Source organism: Streptomyces sp. NPDC017448, assembly GCF_044330565.1.
In the GTDB taxonomy this organism is placed as follows: domain Bacteria; phylum Actinomycetota; class Actinomycetes; order Streptomycetales; family Streptomycetaceae; genus Streptomyces.
This window is the reverse complement of record NZ_JBIRLM010000017.1, coordinates 73,445-91,711: the sequence shown is the minus strand read 5'-3', so window position 1 is coordinate 91,711 and position 18,267 is coordinate 73,445. Positions and strand designations below refer to the sequence as shown.

Annotated in this window: 17 protein-coding genes; 11 read left to right on the top strand and 6 right to left on the bottom strand. The window is 73.5% G+C overall.

Features of this window, described 5'->3' with window-relative positions; translation table 11 throughout:
• Nucleotides 1–33 precede the first annotated feature (33 nt).
• Nucleotides 34–975, bottom strand: coding sequence for a sterol desaturase family protein (locus ACH4K1_RS25025; RefSeq protein ID WP_398091689.1), 942 nt, complete (start codon nucleotides 973–975; stop codon nucleotides 34–36).
• Between the two features lie 622 nt (nucleotides 976–1,597).
• Here ACH4K1_RS25025 and ACH4K1_RS25020 point away from each other — a divergent pair.
• Nucleotides 1,598–2,806, top strand: coding sequence for a cysteine desulfurase-like protein (locus ACH4K1_RS25020; protein ID WP_398091688.1), 1,209 nt, complete (start codon nucleotides 1,598–1,600; stop codon nucleotides 2,804–2,806).
• 82 nt (nucleotides 2,807–2,888) lie between these two features.
• On the opposite strand, the gene ACH4K1_RS25015 is transcribed toward ACH4K1_RS25020, so the two are convergent.
• Nucleotides 2,889–3,848 (bottom strand): MerR family transcriptional regulator, encoded by a 960-nt coding sequence (locus ACH4K1_RS25015; RefSeq protein WP_398091687.1) that lies wholly within the window; start codon nucleotides 3,846–3,848, stop codon nucleotides 2,889–2,891.
• Nucleotides 3,849–4,042: 194 nt separating this feature from the next.
• On the opposite strand from ACH4K1_RS25015, the gene ACH4K1_RS25010 reads away from it, so the two are divergent.
• On the top strand, nucleotides 4,043–4,567 hold the full coding sequence (locus ACH4K1_RS25010) for a DUF4383 domain-containing protein (protein WP_398091685.1): 525 nt from the start codon (nucleotides 4,043–4,045) through the stop codon (nucleotides 4,565–4,567).
• A 5-nt stretch (nucleotides 4,568–4,572) separates the two neighbouring features.
• Here ACH4K1_RS25010 and ACH4K1_RS25005 read toward each other — a convergent pair whose 3' ends face one another.
• Nucleotides 4,573–5,412 (bottom strand): DUF1206 domain-containing protein, encoded by an 840-nt coding sequence (locus tag ACH4K1_RS25005; RefSeq protein WP_398091683.1) that lies wholly within the window; start codon nucleotides 5,410–5,412, stop codon nucleotides 4,573–4,575.
• Between the two features lie 219 nt (nucleotides 5,413–5,631).
• Between ACH4K1_RS25005 and ACH4K1_RS25000 the strand changes: the two genes are divergently transcribed.
• The 3 genes from ACH4K1_RS25000 (at nucleotide 5,632) to ACH4K1_RS24990 (ending at nucleotide 9,076) form a co-directional block, all read left to right on the top strand.
• Nucleotides 5,632–6,213: a fasciclin domain-containing protein gene (locus tag ACH4K1_RS25000; RefSeq protein WP_398091681.1), complete on the top strand. Its 582-nt coding sequence runs from the start codon at nucleotides 5,632–5,634 to the stop codon at nucleotides 6,211–6,213.
• Nucleotides 6,214–6,305: 92 nt separating this feature from the next.
• Complete coding sequence (locus tag ACH4K1_RS24995) at nucleotides 6,306–6,806, top strand: MarR family winged helix-turn-helix transcriptional regulator (RefSeq protein WP_398091679.1); 501 nt, start codon at nucleotides 6,306–6,308, stop codon at nucleotides 6,804–6,806.
• Nucleotides 6,807–6,946: 140 nt separating this feature from the next.
• Nucleotides 6,947–9,076 (top strand): MMPL family transporter, encoded by a 2,130-nt coding sequence (locus tag ACH4K1_RS24990; protein ID WP_398091677.1) that lies wholly within the window; start codon nucleotides 6,947–6,949, stop codon nucleotides 9,074–9,076.
• Between the two features lie 36 nt (nucleotides 9,077–9,112).
• Here the strand turns inward: ACH4K1_RS24990 and ACH4K1_RS24985 are convergent, their stop codons facing one another.
• A complete protein-coding gene (locus tag ACH4K1_RS24985) occupies nucleotides 9,113–9,640 on the bottom strand; it encodes a DoxX family protein (RefSeq protein ID WP_073770289.1) in 528 nt (175 codons plus the stop codon).
• Nucleotides 9,641–9,869: 229 nt separating this feature from the next.
• Between ACH4K1_RS24985 and ACH4K1_RS24980 the strand changes: the two genes are divergently transcribed.
• Nucleotides 9,870–11,885 carry an FAD-dependent oxidoreductase gene (locus ACH4K1_RS24980; RefSeq protein ID WP_398091754.1) on the top strand — a complete coding sequence of 672 codons (2,016 nt, stop codon included), beginning with the start codon at nucleotides 9,870–9,872 and terminating at the stop codon, nucleotides 11,883–11,885.
• A 64-nt stretch (nucleotides 11,886–11,949) separates the two neighbouring features.
• Entirely contained in the window at nucleotides 11,950–12,480 is a 531-nt protein-coding gene (locus ACH4K1_RS24975; protein ID WP_398091675.1) for a PadR family transcriptional regulator, read from the top strand.
• A gap of 68 nt (nucleotides 12,481–12,548) precedes the next feature.
• Here ACH4K1_RS24975 and ACH4K1_RS24970 read toward each other — a convergent pair whose 3' ends face one another.
• Both ACH4K1_RS24970 and ACH4K1_RS24965 read right to left on the bottom strand, forming a co-directional pair.
• A complete protein-coding gene (locus tag ACH4K1_RS24970; RefSeq protein ID WP_398091673.1) occupies nucleotides 12,549–13,517 on the bottom strand; it encodes a DMT family transporter in 969 nt (322 codons plus the stop codon).
• The gene (locus ACH4K1_RS24965; protein WP_398091671.1) at nucleotides 13,514–14,518 is read right to left on the bottom strand and encodes a phosphatase PAP2 family protein; all 1,005 of its coding nucleotides are present in this window, start codon (nucleotides 14,516–14,518) and stop codon (nucleotides 13,514–13,516) included. The genes ACH4K1_RS24970 and ACH4K1_RS24965 overlap by 4 nt, the downstream gene beginning before the upstream one ends.
• A 164-nt stretch (nucleotides 14,519–14,682) precedes the next feature.
• Between ACH4K1_RS24965 and ACH4K1_RS24960 the strand changes: the two genes are divergently transcribed.
• The 4 genes from ACH4K1_RS24960 to ACH4K1_RS24945 all read left to right on the top strand — a co-directional run bounded on the left by ACH4K1_RS24960 (nucleotide 14,683) and on the right by ACH4K1_RS24945 (nucleotide 18,253).
• On the top strand, nucleotides 14,683–15,312 hold the full coding sequence (locus tag ACH4K1_RS24960; protein WP_398091669.1) for a TetR/AcrR family transcriptional regulator: 630 nt from the start codon (nucleotides 14,683–14,685) through the stop codon (nucleotides 15,310–15,312).
• A gap of 353 nt (nucleotides 15,313–15,665) precedes the next feature.
• On the top strand, nucleotides 15,666–16,679 hold the full coding sequence (locus ACH4K1_RS24955) for an SPFH domain-containing protein (RefSeq protein ID WP_398091667.1): 1,014 nt from the start codon (nucleotides 15,666–15,668) through the stop codon (nucleotides 16,677–16,679).
• Nucleotides 16,676–17,575: a hypothetical protein gene (locus ACH4K1_RS24950; protein WP_398091665.1), complete on the top strand. Its 900-nt coding sequence runs from the start codon at nucleotides 16,676–16,678 to the stop codon at nucleotides 17,573–17,575. The genes ACH4K1_RS24955 and ACH4K1_RS24950 overlap by 4 nt, the downstream gene beginning before the upstream one ends.
• Nucleotides 17,576–17,848: 273 nt before the next feature.
• Nucleotides 17,849–18,253, top strand: a complete 405-nt coding sequence (locus ACH4K1_RS24945) for an SHOCT domain-containing protein (RefSeq protein ID WP_398091663.1) — start codon at nucleotides 17,849–17,851, stop codon at nucleotides 18,251–18,253.
• The last annotated feature ends 14 nt before the right edge of the window (nucleotides 18,254–18,267 follow it).

Below are 18,267 nucleotides of genomic sequence, written 5' to 3'. Positions count from 1 at the left end.
CTCAGATCGTCGTGGAGCGTCAGGGGGCGGCGGTCACTCCGGGCAGCCGTCCGGTGCGGTTCGGCGCCGCCAGGGGTGCAGGAGTGCGGCGAGGATCTCGCCGGTGGCGGGGAAGGACGTGGGGTCGTGGAGGCCGACGGCGGTGGGCTCGCGGCCGGGGTGCCAGGTGAAGCTGCCGAAGAGGTGGTCCCAGCACGCCAGGTCGGAGCCGTAGTGGCCTGCTTCGGACAGGTCGGTGCTGTGGTGCAGGCGGTGCTGCTCGGGGCTGGCCAGCAGATGGTTGAGCGGCCCGATGCGGACGTCGACGTTGGCGTGGACGAAGTAGCCCTGGGCCGCGACGAAGAGTCCGACGACCAGCACCGCGGGCCGGGAGAACCCCAGGAGGGCCAGGGTCAGTTGGACGAGGCCCTGCGCCAGGACGACGTCCAGCACGTGGTTGACGCCGTTGTTGGCGACGTTGACCTTCTCCGGTACGTGGTGCACCCCGTGCAGCCGCCACAGCAGAGCGTTGCGGTGGCCCAGCCGGTGCACCAGATAGCTGACGAGGGATCCGGCCAGCAGGGCCCCCGGTATCTCCACCCCGAGGGGATAGGTCGGCTCCACCGGCGATATCAGGCCGACGGCCACGGCGACCAGGAGTTGCGCCAGTCCGCTTCCGGCCATGGTGAGCAGGAACCAGATGCCGTACCAGCGCCATTCCTTCGTGTCCGGATGCCAGGTCCGGTCGTAAGGAATCAGCCTTTCCAGAAGGGTCAGGTAGGAGATGACCCCGATCAGGAAAAGCGGACTGACCCACGCCGGATCCCACCGCAGCCGCAGCGCGGCCCCCGCCACGAGAAGGACCGCGAGCAGGAGAAGAGGATAGCCCGCGACCCGGAGGAGTCGAGCAGGGGGATTATCGAACCCATCTTTCCGGCCAACCGAAAAGGCGGCCGAATGGTTTTCGCCATCGGCGGATCGTTCACGCTCGTTCATCCGTGACCCTCCACGAGAGACCTTGTCCGGGAGAGAGTCCGCCACATCGCATCCGTGCAGTTCAGAGCTGCTGGTGAGTGGCGGTTTCCCCATCGGCGGCCAGGGCGCCGCACCGGCCGATCTCCGACGCCCGGCTTCGATTAATTCCAGCCGCAGCGTGAACCGATGCCCCCCGGCCCCATCGATCCCAGATCATCTATTTCCCGATCCACCGGCTTTAACCACAGCCCGCCCCTGGAAATTCGCGGACGCTTTCCTCCGGAGGCCAAGGCGAAGAAAGTCCGCACAGCGGAGGCGAGACCGCCCGCACGAGGCATTCCTTTGTAGGATTATCTTCATGCCGAGAAACGGCGCATTTTCGCGCGCCGGAACATAGTTTTTCACGCGGAGGCGCCCGCATTCTCCGGAAGCGGTGCGCCCGCGTGAAAGGGGCGCTTTCCGAGCGCTCCACCGGAACGGCTCCCCCGGGCCGGCAGCCCCGTACGGGGCCCCGCTCCTTCCGCCGGACGGCGCCTCCCTGCGATGATCACGGCGAAGCCCGGCACACAGTCCGGCACACAATCCGGCGCGAAGGCCGGCAGCGAAGGCCGGCAGCGAAGTCCGGCCCGACCGAGGAGCCTCCTTGTCGTACGACGTCCGCGCGGTCCGCGCGCAGTTCCCCGCCCTGCGGTCCGGCACCGCGCACTTCGACGGACCGGGCGGCACCCAGACCCCGGCCTCCGTCGTGGCCGCGATCAGCGAGGCGATGAGCGGCCCCCTCTCCATCAGGGGCGGCGGCCTGCCCGGGGAGGTCAACGCCGAGGAGATCGTCCTCGGGTTCCGGCGGGCGATGGCGGATCTGCTGGGCGCGGACCCGGGCGGGATCGTGTTCGGCCGCAGTGCGACCCAGCTCACCTACGACTTCGCCCGCACCCTGGCACGGGGGTGGGGCCCGGGCGACGAGGTGGTGGTCAGCCGGCTGGACCACGACGCCAACATCCGCCCGTGGGTGCGGGAGGCCGAACGGGCGGGGGCGGTGGTGCGGTGGGCCGACTTCGATCCGGCGACCGGAGAGCTGCCGCCGGAGGCGGTCGCCGCGCAGCTCACCGGGCGGACCCGGCTGGTCGCGGTGACCGGCGCGTCCAACCTGATCGGCACCCGTCCGGACATCCCGGCCATCGCCGAACTCGTGCACGGGGCCGAGGCGCTGCTGTACGTGGACGGCGTCCATCTCACGGCCCACCACACGGTGGACGTGGAACGGCTCGGGGCGGACTTCTTCGTCTGCTCCCCGTACAAGTTCTTCGGACCCCACCACGGCGTGCTCGCCGCCCGGCCCGAGCTGCTCGACACGCTGCGTCCGGACAAGCTGGCCCCCTCCACCGACGCCGTCCCGGAGCGCTTCGAACTCGGCACCCTGCCCTACGAGGTGATGGCGGGGACCAGCGCGGCGGTGGACTTCATCGCCGGCCTCGGGACGGGGGCCGAGGCGGCGGGCGGGCGCCGCGCGCGGCTGCGGTCGGCGTACGCGGCGATCGACGCCCACGAGAGCGGACTGCGGGAGCGCGTCGAGCGGGCGGTGGGCGAGCTGGACGGGGTGGCCGTGCGCTCGCGTGCCGCCGAGCGCACCCCCACCCTGCTGCTCACCTTCCAGGGCCGCGACCCGGCCGACGCCTACCGCTTCCTCGCCCGCTCCGGGGTGCACGCGCCCGCCGGTTCCTTCTACGCCCTGGAGGCCTCCCGCCACCTGGGGCTCGGGGAGGCCGGCGGCCTGCGCGTGGGGCTGTCCGCGTACAACGACGCCCAGGACGTGGACCGGCTCCTGACGGGGCTCGCGGACTTCCTGCGCTGAGGGGGCGGGCAGTCGCCGCACCGGCCCGCGCCACCACCGGACGCGTTCGCCGGCGCGGCCACGCGCCGACGCCAGGGCACGCCTACCGCGCGGGCACCGTGGCGAGCACGTCCACGGCGTGGGCCAGCCCGGAGAGGTGGCGGGTTTTCGGCGGCCGCCGTCCGGCCCAGCCCGGTCCGGCGACCAGGACGGCGGGCCGCCGCCGCGCGCCCCGTACGCCCCACTCGACGGCCTCCACCCGGTCCACCGTCGCACCGGCCGCCGTGTCCGGGGACTGCGCCCAGAGCACCACCGCGCTCGGCCCGGTACGACGTACCGCCTCCACCAGCGCCTCGACCGGCAGCGCCGCACCGAACATGCTGACGGGAAGACCCCGGTGGGCCAGGGTGGCGGCAAGCGCCTCCAGGGCCAGCGAATGGGTCTCCCCGGGCACGCAGGCCAACAAGGAGAGGCCCGCGCCGGAAGAGGGCGACGGCGGCTGCGCCGGCACCCTGCGCAGCGCGCCGGAGACGTGCCACGACAGCAGGTGCTCGACCTCGATGTACCGCTCCCCCGCCGACTCCCACCTGCGGCCCACCGCGTGCAGCACGGGCATGATCACCTCGTCCCACGCGGCCGGCAGGCCGTACCGGTCGAGCGCCCCCGTGAGAAGTTCGTCCATGGTCCTCCCGTCCAGCCGGGCGGCCGCGCGGGCCAGGCCGCGGCACTCCCGGCGGGCCCGGCCCGCCGGAAGCGGTACGGGGGCCCGCGAGGCACGTCCCGGCGCCACTGGAGCGGGGGCCTCCCCGGCGAGGACGGTACGGGCGGCCTCGGCGGGCGGCAGTCCCGCGCTCGTGAGTCGGCACATGGCCCGCAGGGCGGCGATGTCGGCGGCGGTCCAGCGGCGGTGCCGGCCGTCCTCCCGCGCGGCCGGGCCGAGGCCGTAACGGCGGTCCCACGAGCGCAGAGTGGTGGGCGCGACGCCCAGGAGGCGGGCCACCGCACCGGTGGTGAGGCCACCCTCCGGCGGGGCCTTGGACAGCAGGTCGCCTGACAGGTCCATCAACCCGCCATACGATGCGAAAACGACGCATGTTGCCGAGCGGGCTGCGGCGCGGTTCGCTGAGAACGGAGTGCGGACCTGCTGCTTCCGCGCTCCGGGACCGCGCCCGCCCGAGCCGTGCGGGCGCGCCCCCCAGCCCGTACCGGACGGGCCCACCCCTAGGAACCGGCCCGCAGGGACTGAAGGAGACGGTCATGAAACTGAGCGACGAACTCCCCGTCGATCACCGCCTGGCGAAGGTGTACCGGGTGGGCGCGGGGCTGTGCGGCGCCATCCTGGTGACCTTCGGCATCCTCGGCTTCACCCGGAATCTGGGCTTCTTCGACACCAGCGGCGAGAGCATCGCGGGGCTGTCCACCAACGGGCTGCTCAGTCTGATCTCGCTGGTCGTCGGCGGGCTGCTCCTCGTCGGAGCCGCTGTGGGCGGCAACGTCGCCTCCGCCCTGAACATGACGATCGGCACGCTGTTCGTGCTCAGCGGCTTCGTGCACCTCTTCATCCTGGACCGGGCCGCCAACATCCTGGACTTCGGGATGTCGAACGTCGTCTTCAGCTTCGTGATGGGGCTGCTGATCCTGACGTTCGGGATGTACGGGCGGGTGGCCGGCGGGCTGCCGCACGACAATCCGTACTGGCGCCGCCGCCACCCGGAGGAGGCCGAACGCGAGGCCGACGCCGCCCGCCGGAGTGCGGCGGCGGGCGGCATGCTCGGGCGGTGAGCCCCTCAGACCTTGCGGTAGCGGGCGTTGGCCCAGGAGAACACGCCGAAGGCGACGAGTCCGAGGGCGATCACCACGAGCAGCCACGGGCCCACCGGGGTGTCGGCGAAGGAGCGCAGCGTGTCGTCCATGCCCTTGGTCCGGTCGGCCTGGTGCTCGATGGCGGCGGCCACCGCGAAGCCGCCCGCGGTGGCGAAGACGACGCCGCGCGCCGTACCGCCGAAGACGCCGGTGAAGTCGACCGCCTGCCGGACCCGTTTGGACATCGTGGACATCTTCAGGTGCTTGCGGTACTTCCGCATCATCGCGCGGACCGCGATCCAGAGCCCCGCGCAGGCCACGCCGACGCCGGCGATCCCGACGATCCACTGACCGCCCGGCCAGCCGAGCGTCATGGCGGTCACGTCCTGGGACTGCTGGTCGGACGAGCCGCCGCCGCTGCCCGAGCCACCGGCCGCGAAGGACAGGACGGAGTAGGCGACGAATCCGTAGAAGACGAAGCGGCCCGCCGCCATGGCCCGCTTCGTGGGCTTGCCCCCGTCCGGCCCCACCGAGCCGAACAGCGCCTCGGAGAGCCTCCACAGGGCCATCCCCACCAGGGCGATGCCGAGGGCCCACAGCAGGATCTTCCCGAAGGGCTTCTCGGATATCTCGGCGACCGCGCCGCCCCGGTCGGCCTGTTTCCCGCCGCCGGACAACGCTATCCGCAGGGCGAGGGCGCCCACGAGGGCGTAGATCGCGCCGCGGGCGACGAACCCCGCGCGGGCACCCGCCTCGACCGCCTTGCTGTTCGCGGCTCTTCGGGCGTGACCGCGTCCCTGCGCTGCTACTGAACGGGTATTCATGTCCTCCCCTTGCCCCCGCCCCGGCATTCGATGTCACGAGCGGGCCGGAACTCCTCCCCCTCTCGCCGCCCGCCACGCCCGGCACCGCTCCCGCTCCCCGCGGCGGGGTCTTTCGACGCAGAAACGACGCGGCAGGCCGACCCGGCGGGAGCGCGAGAACGTGGGGTGACGGAGACCGCCCTCCCTCGCTCGCCTCGAGGGACATCCGGAGGAGACCTCATGACGATCACCCGCCTGCAGCGCACCGCCGCGGCCGCCGCCGCCCTCGCCTTCCCCGCCTCGCTGGCGTTCTTCGCTCCGCAGGCCGGGGCGGAGGCGCCCGCCGAACCGTACGGCCCCGCCTGCTCCTCCGTACCGAAGGAAGGCGCGGGCAGCCTGGAGGGGATGGCGAAGGACCCCGTGGCCACCGCCGCCTCGAACAAGCCGGAGCTCTCCACCCTCGTCAGCGCGGTGAAGAAGGCCGGGCTGGTGGACACCCTGAACAACGCGAAGGGCATCACGGTGTTCGCGCCGACCAATGCCGCGTTCGAGAAGATCCCGAAGGCGGATCTGGACGCGCTCCTCAGCAACAAGGCCCAGCTCACCAAGGTGCTCACGTACCACGTGGTGGGCGAGAAGGTCACGACCCAGCAGATGGAGGAGGGCACGTTCAAGACCCTGGAGGGCAGCGACCTCATGACGAAGGGCTCGGGCGCCGAGTTCACGGTCAACGACTCCTCCAGGATCGTCTGCGGCGGTGTGCCGACGGCCAACGCCACGGTCAACCTGGTCGACACCGTCCTCATGCCGCCGTCCTCCTGACGTCCGCGAATCCGCCCGCCCGCGGGGCTCCGGGCCCGGAGCCCCGCCGGTCCGCGCGCGGCCCGCGGACGGAGGTTCTATACGCTGAGGGCGTGACCAGCGCCGACGACCGATCGCCCCGGGGCCCCGCCGCACGACCCGAGGCGGGGCTCGCCGACCTTCAGGCGTTCGCGGTGGAGCTGCGCCGGATGAACGGCGAGATCAACCGGATGACCCACGGCTTCGCGGCGCACCAGCAGCTGCATCCCACGGACGTGAGCGCGCTGGCCGCCATCCTGGACGCGCCCTCGCCCCTCACGCCGGGGGCGCTGCGCGAGCGTCTGGGGCTCACCTCGGGAGCGGTGACGGCCTGCCTGGACCGGCTGGAGCGGGCGGGTCACGTCCGGCGGGCGCGGGAGAGCGCCGACCGCCGGGTGGTGCACGTCCACTACGAGCCGAGCGCCCGCACCGCCGCCCGCGATTACTTCATGCCGCTCGCCGAGGCCACGGCACGGGCCAGGGCGCGCTTCAGCGAGACGGAGCTGACGACCGTCCTGCGTTTCCTCGCCGCGATGAACGAGGAACTGGCCGGCCCGCCTCCGGCGCGTCGCTGAGTTTTCGCCCCGCCCGGTGCGTCCATGAGGGGATGGACCGCCGAAGCCACCCCGCACGACCGGACAGGACAGCTACCCCGTAATGTATTTCAACGATTGAGATTGTTAACCGCTGAGCTATCTCCACTCCCGGGAGCCCCATGTCCACCCCCGCACGGCCGCTCCGCCGACTGATCCCCGTCGTCCTGCTGCTCGTCTGGCTCGGCATCGGCGGCGGGCTCGGCCCGTACGCCGGAAAGCTCGGCGAGGTCGCCACCAACGACCAGGCCGCTTTCCTGCCCCAGAACGCCGAGTCCACACAGGTCATCGACGCCCAGAAGGCGTTCCAGCAGAACGAGACCGTCCCCGCCATCGTCGTCTGGACCTCCAAGGAGCAGGACGCCCCGGTGGGCGCCGCGCAGCGGAAGGCGGCCACCGACGCCCTCGCCTCGCTCGCCGGGAGCGAGGGCGTCGCCGGAAAGCCCTCCCCCGCCCTGCCCTCCGAGGACGGCCGGGCGCTGCAGGGCATCGTGCAGTTGAGCCCCGATCTCGGGGACGAGTTGCCGACGGTGCTGGAGAGGATCGAGAAGGCGGGCGCGTCCGTGTCCGGCACGACGGTCCAACTCGCGGGACCGGCCGCCAGCCAGGCCGATCTGTCCGACGCGTTCGCGGGCATCGACGGGCTGCTGCTCGGGGTCGCCCTGATCACCGTGCTCGTCATCCTGCTGCTGGTCTACCGCAGTGTGCTGCTGCCGTTCGTCATCATCCTCGGCGCGGTCTTCGCCCTCGGCCTGGCCTGCGCGGTCGTCTACGTCCTCGCCGACCACGACGTGGTGCGCGTGGACGGCCAGGTGCAGGGCATCCTGTCGATCCTGGTGATCGGCGCGGCGACGGACTACGCACTGCTGCTCACCGCCCGGTTCCGGGAGGAGCTGGCCGTCCACGGCGACCGGTTCACCGCCATGCGGGTCGCACTGCGCGAATCCTTCGGCCCGATCACCGCGAGCGCCGCGACGGTGGCGGCGGGGCTGCTCGCCCTGCTGCTCAGCGACCTCACCAACAACCGGGCGCTCGGCCCGGTGGGCGCGATCGGCATCGTCTGCTCGGTCCTGAGCGCCCTCACCTTCCTGCCCGCCGCCCTGGTGCTGCTCGGCCGGGCCGCGTACTGGCCGGCGAAGCCCAGGGCCGCCGAGGAGAAGGCGTCCGGCGGCCGGGGCGTCTGGCACAAGGTCGCGGCGCTCGTCGACCGGGCTCCCCGCAAGGTCTGGGCGATCACCCTCGCGGCTCTGATCGCCTGCGCCGCGTTCGCCCCCACGCTCACCTCGAAGGGCGTGCCGCTGGACGAGATCTTCGTCAACGACGCGCCGTCCGTGGCCGCCCAGAAGACGCTGGGCGAGCACTTCCCCGGCGGCTCCGGCAACCCGGCGGTGATCATCGCGTCGGCCGATCGCCTGGCCGAGGTCACCGAGGCCGCCGAACGCACCGAGGGGGCGGCCTCGGCCGCTCCGGTGAGCGCGAGCGGACGGCCGGGCGGCGAACCCCTCGTCGTCGACGGCAGGGTCCGCATCGACGCCACCCTCGAGGACGCGGCCGACAGCGACGGCGCCAAGGAGGCGGTGGCCGCGCTGCGCACCGCCGTCCACGCGGTGCCCGGATCGGACGCCCTGGTCGGGGGCTACACCGCGCAGCAGTACGACACCCAGCGGACGGCCGAGGACGACCGCATGCTGATCGTCCCGGTGGTGCTGGCGATCATCCTGGTGATCCTGGTCTTCCTGCTGCGGTCGCTGCTGATGCCGGTGCTGCTCGTGGCGACCGTGGCGCTGAACTTCCTCGCCACGCTCGGCATCTCCTCCCTGGTCTTCACCCACGTGTTCGGCTTCACCGGTACGGATTCGTCGGTTCCGCTGTACGGGTTCGTGTTCCTGGTCGCCCTGGGCGTCGACTACAACATCTTCCTGATGTCCCGGGTCCGGGAGGAGTCGCTGCTGCACGGCGTCCGGGAGGGCATCCTGCGCGGGCTCACCACCACCGGCGGGGTCATCACCTCGGCGGGCGTCGTCCTGGCGGCCACCTTCGCGGCGCTGGGCGTGATCCCGCTGGCGTTCCTGCTCCAGATCGCGTTCATCGTGGCCTTCGGCGTCCTGCTGGACACCCTGGTGGTCCGCTCGCTCCTGGTCCCGGCGCTGGTGCGGGACATCGGACCGAAGGCGTGGTGGCCCGGGGCGCTCAGCCGCCAGGGCGCGGACGCCGCGCCGGGGGCGGAGTCCGGGGCCGCCGGGGCCCGGTAGAGACCCCGGACGAAGGGGCGGACCGAGCGGCCGGCGTCAGAACTCCTCCGGCTCCCGCTCGGCCTGCCCCTTCGCGCGTTTGCCGACCACCGCGGCGGCCGCGACGGCGGCGCCCGCGAAGGCCAGGGCGACCGTCCAGGGGCGGTCGAAGACATGGCGGGTGGCGTGGTCCACGGAGTAGCGGCCGGGACCGATCAGGCCGATGGCGGCGGCGGTGAAGCCGAGGAAGGCCGGGTACTCGTAGCCGCCTCCCTGGGCGAAGAACCCCGCCGGGGCGTGCACGGCCACCGCTCCGGCCATCGCTCCGGCCGCCGCCGCGCCCGCCGCCGGAGTGGCGAGGCCCAGCGCCAGCAGGGCGCCGCCGCCCGCTTCGCCGAGACCGGCGGCCACCGCACTGTGTTTGGGCGGATGGAAGCCCATCGCCTCCATCGCGGCCGTGGTGCCCTGGATGCCCCCGCCGCCGAACCAGCCGGCCAGCTTCTGGCCGCCGTGGGCGGCGAGGACCGCGCCGGTGCCGACGCGCAGGGCGAGCAGGCCGAGATCACGCCGGTTGACGCAGACCATGGGGACTCCCGGGATGAGGGGCGTACGTGCGGTACGGGTTCCACTCTCGTCGGCGGCCGCCGACCGGGCACGGCCGATTGCGCCGTGCGGGGAACGAGCCGGGCGCCCCAAGGGCTCCGCGGGCCCCGGTGCGACGCAGATCATTATGCAACTTGTTGCACAAGAAAGCCGCGGTGGTCTACAACTGTCCCGACGACCCTGTGCGGAGGAGACCCCCATGAGCGCCCCCCTGACCCCGTATCCGAATCTGCTGAGCCCGCTGGACCTGGGGTTCACCACCCTCCCCAACCGGGTGCTCATGGGCTCGATGCACATCGGCCTGGAAGAGGCCGAGCGCGGCTTCGAGCGGATGGCCGCGTTCTACGCCGAGCGCGCCCGGGGCGGCGTCGGCCTGATCGTCACCGGGGGGATCGCCCCCAGCGAGCGGGGCTGCTCCTTCCCCGGCGGCGCCAAGATGACGACCGAGGCGGAGGCCGAGCAGCACCGGGAGATCACCTCCGCGGTGCACGCGGCGGGCGGCCGGATCGCGATGCAGATCCTGCACTTCGGCCGGTACGCCCACCACCCCGACCTGGTCGCTCCGAGCGCCCTCAAGGCCCCCATCAGCGGGTTCACCCCGAACGCCCTGACCGGCGACGAGGTCGAGGAGACCGTCGAGGAGTTCGTCCGCGCGGCGGAGCTGGCGCGCCGGGCCGGGTACGACGGGGTCGAGATCATGGGCTCCGAGGGCTATCTGATCAACGAGTTCATCGTCTCCGCGACCAACCACCGCACCGACCGCTGGGGCGGCTCGTACGAGAACCGCATCCGGTTCCCCGTGGAGATCGTGCGCCGGGTCCGTGAGCGGGTCGGCGGCGACTTCATCCTGATCTACCGGCTCTCCATGCTGGACCTGGTGCCGGGCGGATCGACGCTGGAGGAGGTCGTCACGCTCGCGAAGGAGATCGAGGCGGCGGGCGCCACCATCATCAACACCGGGATCGGGTGGCACGAGGCGCGCATCCCGACCATCGCCACCTCCGTGCCGCGCGGCGCGTTCACCTGGGTGACCGAGAAGGTGCGCGGTGCCGTGTCCGTACCGCTGGTGACGAGCAACCGCATCAACACCCCCGAGGTGGCGGAGGAGATCCTCGCGTCGGGCCGGGCCGACATGGTCTCGATGGCACGCCCCTTCCTGGCCGACCCGGAGTTCGTCGCGAAGGCCGCGGCGGACCGGGCGGACGCCATCAACACCTGCATCGGCTGCAACCAGGCGTGCCTGGACCACGTCTTCAGCCTCAAGATCACCTCCTGTCTGGTCAATCCGCGCGCCTGCCACGAGACCGAGCTGGTGCTGAGCCCGACCCGGACACGTAAGCGCGTCGCCGTGGTGGGGGCCGGTCCGGCGGGCCTCGCCTGCTCGGTGACGGCGGCCGAACGGGGGCACGCGGTGACCCTGTTCGACACGGCGGACGCGATCGGCGGCCAGCTGAACGTGGCGCGCCGGGTGCCGGGCAAGGAGGAGTTCGAGGAGACGCTGCGCTACTTCCGTACGCGGCTGGCGGAGCTGGACGTCGAACTGCGCCTGTCCACCCGGGCGGACGCCGAAGCGCTGGAGGACTTCGACGAGATCGTGCTGGCCACCGGCGTCGAGCCGCGCACTCCGGCGATCCCCGGCACGGACCGCCCGAACGTCGTGAGCTATCTGGACGTACTGCGCGACGGGGCGCCGGTCGGCGACCGGGTCGCGATCGTGGGGGCGGGCGGTATCGGTTTCGATGTCGCGGAGTTCCTCACGGACGGCGGCGAGGCGGCGAGCCTGGACCCGGACACGTTCTTCCGGCAGTGGGGCGTGGACACGGCGTACGAGGACCGGGGCGGACTGCGCACCCCCGAACGCCCCAAGCCGCCCCGCACGGTCCACCTGGTCCAGCGCAAGAGCACCAAGGTCGGTGCGGGGCTGGGCAGGACGACCGGCTGGATCCACCGCACCGAACTGCGCCACCGGGGCGTCGAGATGATCGCCGGGGCCTCCTACGACCTCATCGACGGCGATGGCCTCCACCTCACCGTCGACGGTGAGCGCCGGGTGCTGCCGGTCGACACGGTGGTGCTGTGCGCGGGCCAGGAATCGCGCCGCGAGCTGTACGAGGAGCTGCGCGCGGGAGCCGTCCCGGTCCATCTGATCGGCGGCGCGGACGTGGCGGCCGAGCTGGACGCGAAGCGGGCGATCCGCCAGGGCACGGAGCTGGCCGCCGCGCTCTGACCGCCCCGGCGGCCGGGGCGGCGGGCCCGTCGCCCCGGCTCCGTACGTCCTTAGGATGCACCCCATGTCACTGCCGCACGCGATCCTCACCGCCCTGTTGGAGAAGCCGTCCTCCGGTCTGGAGCTGACCCGCAGGTTCGACCGGTCGATCGGCTACTTCTGGTCATCGACCCACCAGCAGATCTACCGCGAGCTGGGGAAGCTGGAGCAGGCCGGGCGGATCAGGGCGCTGCCCGCGGCGGTGCCGGCCCGGGGACAGAAGAAGGAGTACGAGGTGCTGCCCGCCGGCCGCGAGGAGCTGGCGGCCTGGGTGGCGCTCCCCGAGGACCCCAAGCCGGTCCGCGATCCGCTGCTGCTGCGCATGCGGGCGGCGGCGGTCGTCGGGGCGGACGGCATGGGCGCGGAGCTGCGCCGTCACCTGGCGCTGCACGAGAGCCAGCTGGCGGAGTACCGGGAGATCGAGCAGCGCGACTTCACCCCCGCGCCGACGACCGACGAGGGCCGGCTGCGGCATCTGGTGCTGCGGGGCGGCATCGATCTGGAGACGTTCTGGACCGGCTGGCTGACCCGGGCCATCGCCGATCTGGACGGCTGAGCGCGCCTGCGGGCCGGCCGCCGCGTGAGCCGGTGCGCGCCCGACCCATCGGCCGCCCCCTCCCCCGGTCAGCCGCTCGCGTGGGCGGGAACGGGTTCGGGAGCGGGCGGCGGCGTCGCGGTGTCCGCGCGCCGGGGGCTGCGGATGACGGTCCGGGAGGAGGGCCGCTCCATCGGGGCGGGCCCCCCGGGCGCGTCGTCCGGCTCCGTCCCCCGCGCCTGGGCCCGGCTGAGGAGGACCACTCCTCGCACGGCCGCCGCTGCGCCGAGGAGGGCGAGCGCCAGGCTGACCGGACCGCCCTGGAGGCGTTCGCCGAGCAGGGCCAGGCCGATCGCGGCGGCGGCGACCGGGTTGGCGAGGGTGACCACGGCGAGCGGGGCGCCGAGCCCGCCCCGGTAGGCGGTCTGGGACAGCAGCAGACCGCCCATCGCGAAGGCCGACACGAGCAGGGCGACCGTCAGCAGCCGCCAGCTGAACAGCGGGCCGCCGGAGTGGTCGGTGACGGCGACGGTGAGCGTCTGGGTGAGGGCGGAGGCGACGCCGGAGGTGATCCCGGAGGCCGCCGCGTGCCGTAGCCCCGGACGGACCCCGGGCCTGCCGAGTCCGGCGACGACCGCCATGGTCGCCGCGCCCACGCCGAGCGCTTCGGGGAGGGTGAGGGTGTCGTGCGGTGCGGAGCCGCCCGCGGTCAAAAGCAGCGCGCCGAGACCGAGCAGGGTCAGGGCGGTGCCCCGCCACTCGACGCGGCCGACCCGGCGTCCGGCGGCGCGCGCCCCGAGCGGGACGGCGACGACGAGGGTGAGCGCGCCGAGCGGCTGGACCAGGGTCAGCGGACCGTAGTTGAGGGCGGCTACGTGCAGCAGCGCTCCGGCGGCGTTGAGACCGACCGCCGACCACCAGGCTCCCCGGCGGAGCATCCGCAGGAATCCGGTGGCGGGGTCGGTGCGGCCGGCCAGCCGCGACTGGGCCACGGCGGCGGCCGCGTAGGCGCCCGCCGAGACGAGGGAGAGCGCGACGGCGAGAAGAGTGGCGTTCATCGCACGGCTCCGGCACGGGTGCGCGGGCGCGGACCGGGGCCCGCCTCCGCGGTGGAAGCGGCGGACCGGCGGAAACCGGCCGGCGCGGGCGGACCGGCGGACGGGCCGGGCGGCGGGGCCGCGGCAGCCGCCGGGCGGCGGGGCACGAGGGCGGTCCCGCGGAGGCCGGGGACGGCCGCACCCCCCGCGTACGCGCCGACCACGCCGCCCGCGTACGCCGGTACGGGGGCGGCGGCGCCGCTCGCCCACCGGCCCGGCCGGGGGACGGTCCGGGCGGACGGCGGCAGCCGGAACGCGGCGAGGGCCACGGCGAGCAGCGCCACGACGACGACGGCGTCGAGCCAGTAGTGGTTGGCCGTGCCCACGACGACGAGCAGGGTGATCGCCGGGTGCAGCAGCCACAGCCACCGCCACCGGGAGCGGGTGGCGGCGATCAGCCCGACGGCGACCATCACGGCCCAGCCCACGTGCAGCGAGGGCATGGCGGCGAACTGGTTCGCCATCGTGTCGGTCGCGGGCGTGTGCCCGTACACCGTCGGCCCGTAGACCTGGCCGGTGTCGACGAGGCCGGCGGCCGGCAGCATCCGGGGCGGGGCCAGCGGGAAGACCAGGTGCAGGGCCAGGGCGGCGGCCGTCAGCACGGCGAGGACGCGGCGCGACCGTACGTAGTGGCGGGGACGCCGCCAGTAGAGCCAGACCAGGAAGAGGGCCGTGGCCGGAAAGTGCACGACGGCGTAGTAGGTGTTCGCCGCGTGGATCAGGGGCCCACTGTGCAGCAGCATCCCCTGGACCGCGCCCTCGCCGGGGAGGCGCAGGGCGCGTTCGAGGTCCCAGACGTTCCCCGCGTTGCGGAACGCCTCCTCGACATGGCCGTTGGCGGCCTGGCGGCCGAATTTGTAGGCCAGAAAGAGTCCGGCCACGAGAAGGAACTCGCGGACGAGGGGCGGTCGGGCACGTATGTCCGGCTCCTGGTCCACGGGCTCGGTGCGGGCGGGTGTCACCCGGTGCCCCCTTGGATGCGAAGCGGTGTCAGGACGGCCCGGTCATCTCGATCCACGCCGTATCGATACGCCAGTGTACCGATACGTTGGCGTATCGGTACACCTGCGTATCGGTACACTGGCGTATCGACAACCTCGCCGCACCGCCGCAGGAGGTACCGCCCATGCCGTCGCCCGATTCCGCGCAGGAGTCAGCACCCGTCTCCCCCCGGTCGAAGATCACACCGGAGCGGGCGCAGGAGCTCTACACGGCGGTGCTGGACCTGTTGCGGGAGAGCGGATACGAGTCGCTGACGATGGAGGGCGTCGCCTCGCGCACCCGGTGCGGGAAGTCGACGCTGTACCGGCAGTGGGGTTCCAAGCCCGAGCTGGTGGTGGCCGCACTGCGGGGCACCCGGCGCATGCGGCTTCCGAGGATCGACACCGGGACGCTGGCCGGGGACCTCCTGGAGGCGGCCCGGGCGATCGGCGAGGCGGCGGGGCGCGACACCCCGCTGATGCACGCCCTCAGCCACGCGGCGCTCCAGAGCCCGGAGCTGCTGTGCGCGCTGCGCGAGGCGCTGATCGCGCCGGAGGTCGCGGCGATCGACGCGATGGTCCGGCGCGGCCAGGAGCGCGGCGAGATCGCGGCGGACCACCCGGGGGCCGCGTTCGTCTCGGCCCAACTGCTCGGCGTGATGCGCGCCCGCCCGCTGCTGGAGGGGCGTTACGCCGACGCCGCGTACCTGACCGGGTTCGTGGAGAAGGCGATCCTCCCGAGCCTCGGACTCCCGGCGGGGGCGCCGGAGTCCTGACAGACGTGGACCGCCCGTCCCGGCGGATGGGGACGGTCCACCCGCGCCGCACCGTGGGGACGGGGGCGGCGCACCCCCGGGCGGCCGGCGACCTCTGCGGAGGCCGCCGGCCGCCCGCATGTCCACGCCCCCGCAAGCGCTCGGCGGTTCGCGGGGCCGGGCGGGCGCGACCGGGCCCGCACCCGTCCGGCGAGGGCCGGACCACGGCCCCGCCCCGGCGACGCGCTCCACGGGGCGGACGGCGCTCGCGACCGTCACACGGCCCGCCGGACCGCACCCCTCCTTATCGTCACCTTGACACTATGAACGAGGCCCCTTATCGTCGTCTTGACGAAATCAAGGGGGTTCCCATCATGGCCGACATCACCCGCCGCTTCGGCTGGCGCCACCTGCGCTCCGCGCCCACCGCCCACATCCGCCACCACAAACGCGGACGGCTCGCCCACGACGGGCAGGGGCTCAGCTTCTGGTACCGGTCCCTGACGGCGGCGCTCTCCGAGGTCCCGGTGGACGACCGGGAGCTGGCCATGGCCTTCCACGCCCGTACGGCCGACTTCCAGGACGTCACCGTGCAGGCCACCGTCACCTACCGGATCAGCGACCCGGCCGAGGCGGCGAACCGGCTGGACTTCTCCGTGGACCCGGACACCGGGAGCTGGCGCGGCGCCCCGCTGGAGCAGATCGCCACCCTCCTCACCGAGACCGCGCAGCAGCACACCCTGGACGTCCTGGCCCGCACCCCGCTCGCGGCGGCCCTGGTGGACGGGGTCGCCTCCGTACGCGAACGGGTCGCCACCGGTCTCGCCGCCGAGCCCCGGCTCCCGGCCACCGGCATCGACGTGGTGGCCGTGCGCGTCGTCGCGATCCGCCCCGAGGCCGAGGTCGAACGCGCCCTGCGCACCCCGGCCCGCGAGCAGATCCAGCAGGAGGCCGACCGGGCGACCTACGAGCGGCGGGCCGTGGCGGTCGAGCGCGAGCGCGCCATCGCCGAGAACGAGCTGGCCAGCCAGATCGAACTGGCCCGCCGCGAGGAGCAGCTGGTCGATCAGCGGGGCACCAACGCCCGCCGCGAGGCCGAGGAGAAGGCCGCGGCCGACGGGGTACGGACCGAGGCGCAGGCCGCCCGCACGGTGCGCCTGGCCCGCGCGGAGGCCGAGGCGGCGCGCGAGACGGGTGCGGCACGGGCCGAGGCGCAGGCCGCCTGGCTGCGGGTGCACGGCGAGGTCGATCCGGCCACGCTGCACGCCCTGGCGACGACTCGCCTCGCGGAGAATCTGCCGCGCATCGAGAGCCTCACCCTCTCCCCCGACGTCCTCACCGGCCTGCTCGCCAAGCTCGGCCGCGCGGAAGGCGGGGCGGGAGCGTGAGCCTGGCGCCCCGGGCGGTGCTCGTCCACCGGCGGACGGAGTACGAGGAGCTGCTCGCCCGGCACGGCACGCACGGGCAGGCCGCGTTCTTCCTCTCCAGCCGGGGCCGCGCGATCGACGAGGTGGCCCGCCGCCACGAGGACACCCGGCAGGCGCTGCGCGAGGTGGCGGCGGCGGTGCCGCTCACCTGGCGCTCCACCCGGGTGGAGCGGGCGGACCTGGACCGCTTCCTGTTCGCCCCGGAGGACGTGGTGGTCGTGGTCGGCCAGGACGGACTGGTCGCCAACACCGCGAAGTACCTGTCCGGCCAGCCGGTGGTGGGCATCGACACCGACCCGGGACGCAACCCCGGCGTCCTGGTCCGCCACCGCCGCGCCGACGCGGCGGCCCTGCTGCGCGCCGCGACCGCCGCCGGAGGGCGGGCCGACGAACTGACCATGGTCGAGGCCGTCGCCGACGACACCCAGCGCCTCCTCGCCCTGAACGAGATCTACCTCGGACCGCCCGGCCACCAGACGGCCCGCTACCGGCTCGGCCGCGACGGCGAGAGCTCCCCCGGCGAAGCGCAGGCTTCCTCCGGAGTGCTGGTCGGCACCGGCACCGGCGCCACCGGCTGGCTCCGCTCGCTGTGGCTGGAGCGCGGCAGCGCCCTCCCGCTCCCGGCGCCGTGCGACGCGCGCCTCCTGTGGTTCGTACGCGAGGCATGGCCCTCACCGGCGACCGGGACGTCGAGGGTGGCCGGGGGGCTGGGGCGGGGCCAGGGGCTGCGGCTGACCGTGGAGTCGGACCGGCTGGTGGTCTTCGGGGACGGCATGGAGTCCGACGCCCTGGAACTGACCTGGGGTCAGAGCGTCCGGCTCGGCATCGCGGAGAGGTCGCTGCGCCTGGTGGTCTGAGCGTGCCGGGGCCGCCGGTTCGCTACGGCGGCCCGAGCGCGTGCCCGCACCCCCAGCGACCCGGTCCCGTTGTCCGAGCCGGCGGCGCGGATCCCGGCGGTCGACGGCCCGGGTCGGGGATCTCCCACCCGCCCGCGCACGTCCTGCGGATCGCACCGTCCGGACGCCGCGGCCGACGGGCCGCGCCGCCGCTCGCGCCCCCCTTTGCACAGATGCGGGTAAAACGGTCGCACTGTATGAATAAGGGACCATCCGTGCGATCGGAGAAGCCCCATGGACGATTACCCGCTCCTGAACCTCTTCCTGACCATGCTGTACCTGTTCCTGTGGGTCATGTGGTTCTTCCTGCTGTTCAAGGTGGTCACCGACCTCTTCCGGGACCACTCTCTGAGCGGCTGGGCCAAGGCGGGCTGGCTGATCTTCGTGATCCTGCTGCCGTACCTGGGTGTTCTGGTCTACCTCGTCGCCCGCGGACGCAGCATGCACGAGCGCGACGAGAAGGCGGCCAGGGAGTCGGAGGCGGCGTTCCGCAGTTACGTGCGCCGGGCGGCGGGGCCCCGGGAAGGGGCCGGCGGCGGATCCCACGTGGACGACCTGGCGAAACTCGCCGAGCTCAAGGAGAAGGGCGCGCTCAACGACGAGGAGTACGAGCGGGCGAAGGCGAAGATCCTCGCCTGAGGGTCACGCGGCCC

Coding starts and splice junctions, on each gene's coding strand:
- ACH4K1_RS24955 (WP_398091667.1), top strand. CDS start 15,666: ATGGCCGACATCACCCGCCGCTTCGGCTGGCGCCACCTGCGCTCCGCG.
- ACH4K1_RS25000 (WP_398091681.1), top strand. CDS start 5,632: ATGACGATCACCCGCCTGCAGCGCACCGCCGCGGCCGCCGCCGCCCTC.
- ACH4K1_RS25010 (WP_398091685.1), top strand. CDS start 4,043: ATGAAACTGAGCGACGAACTCCCCGTCGATCACCGCCTGGCGAAGGTG.
- ACH4K1_RS24975 (WP_398091675.1), top strand. CDS start 11,950: ATGTCACTGCCGCACGCGATCCTCACCGCCCTGTTGGAGAAGCCGTCC.
- ACH4K1_RS25005 (WP_398091683.1), bottom strand. CDS start 5,412: ATGAATACCCGTTCAGTAGCAGCGCAGGGACGCGGTCACGCCCGAAGA.
- ACH4K1_RS24945 (WP_398091663.1), top strand. CDS start 17,849: ATGGACGATTACCCGCTCCTGAACCTCTTCCTGACCATGCTGTACCTG.
- ACH4K1_RS24960 (WP_398091669.1), top strand. CDS start 14,683: ATGCCGTCGCCCGATTCCGCGCAGGAGTCAGCACCCGTCTCCCCCCGG.
- ACH4K1_RS24970 (WP_398091673.1), bottom strand. CDS start 13,517: ATGAACGCCACTCTTCTCGCCGTCGCGCTCTCCCTCGTCTCGGCGGGC.
- ACH4K1_RS25015 (WP_398091687.1), bottom strand. CDS start 3,848: ATGGACCTGTCAGGCGACCTGCTGTCCAAGGCCCCGCCGGAGGGTGGC.
- ACH4K1_RS25025 (WP_398091689.1), bottom strand. CDS start 975: ATGAACGAGCGTGAACGATCCGCCGATGGCGAAAACCATTCGGCCGCC.
- ACH4K1_RS24985 (WP_073770289.1), bottom strand. CDS start 9,640: ATGGTCTGCGTCAACCGGCGTGATCTCGGCCTGCTCGCCCTGCGCGTC.
- ACH4K1_RS24990 (WP_398091677.1), top strand. CDS start 6,947: ATGTCCACCCCCGCACGGCCGCTCCGCCGACTGATCCCCGTCGTCCTG.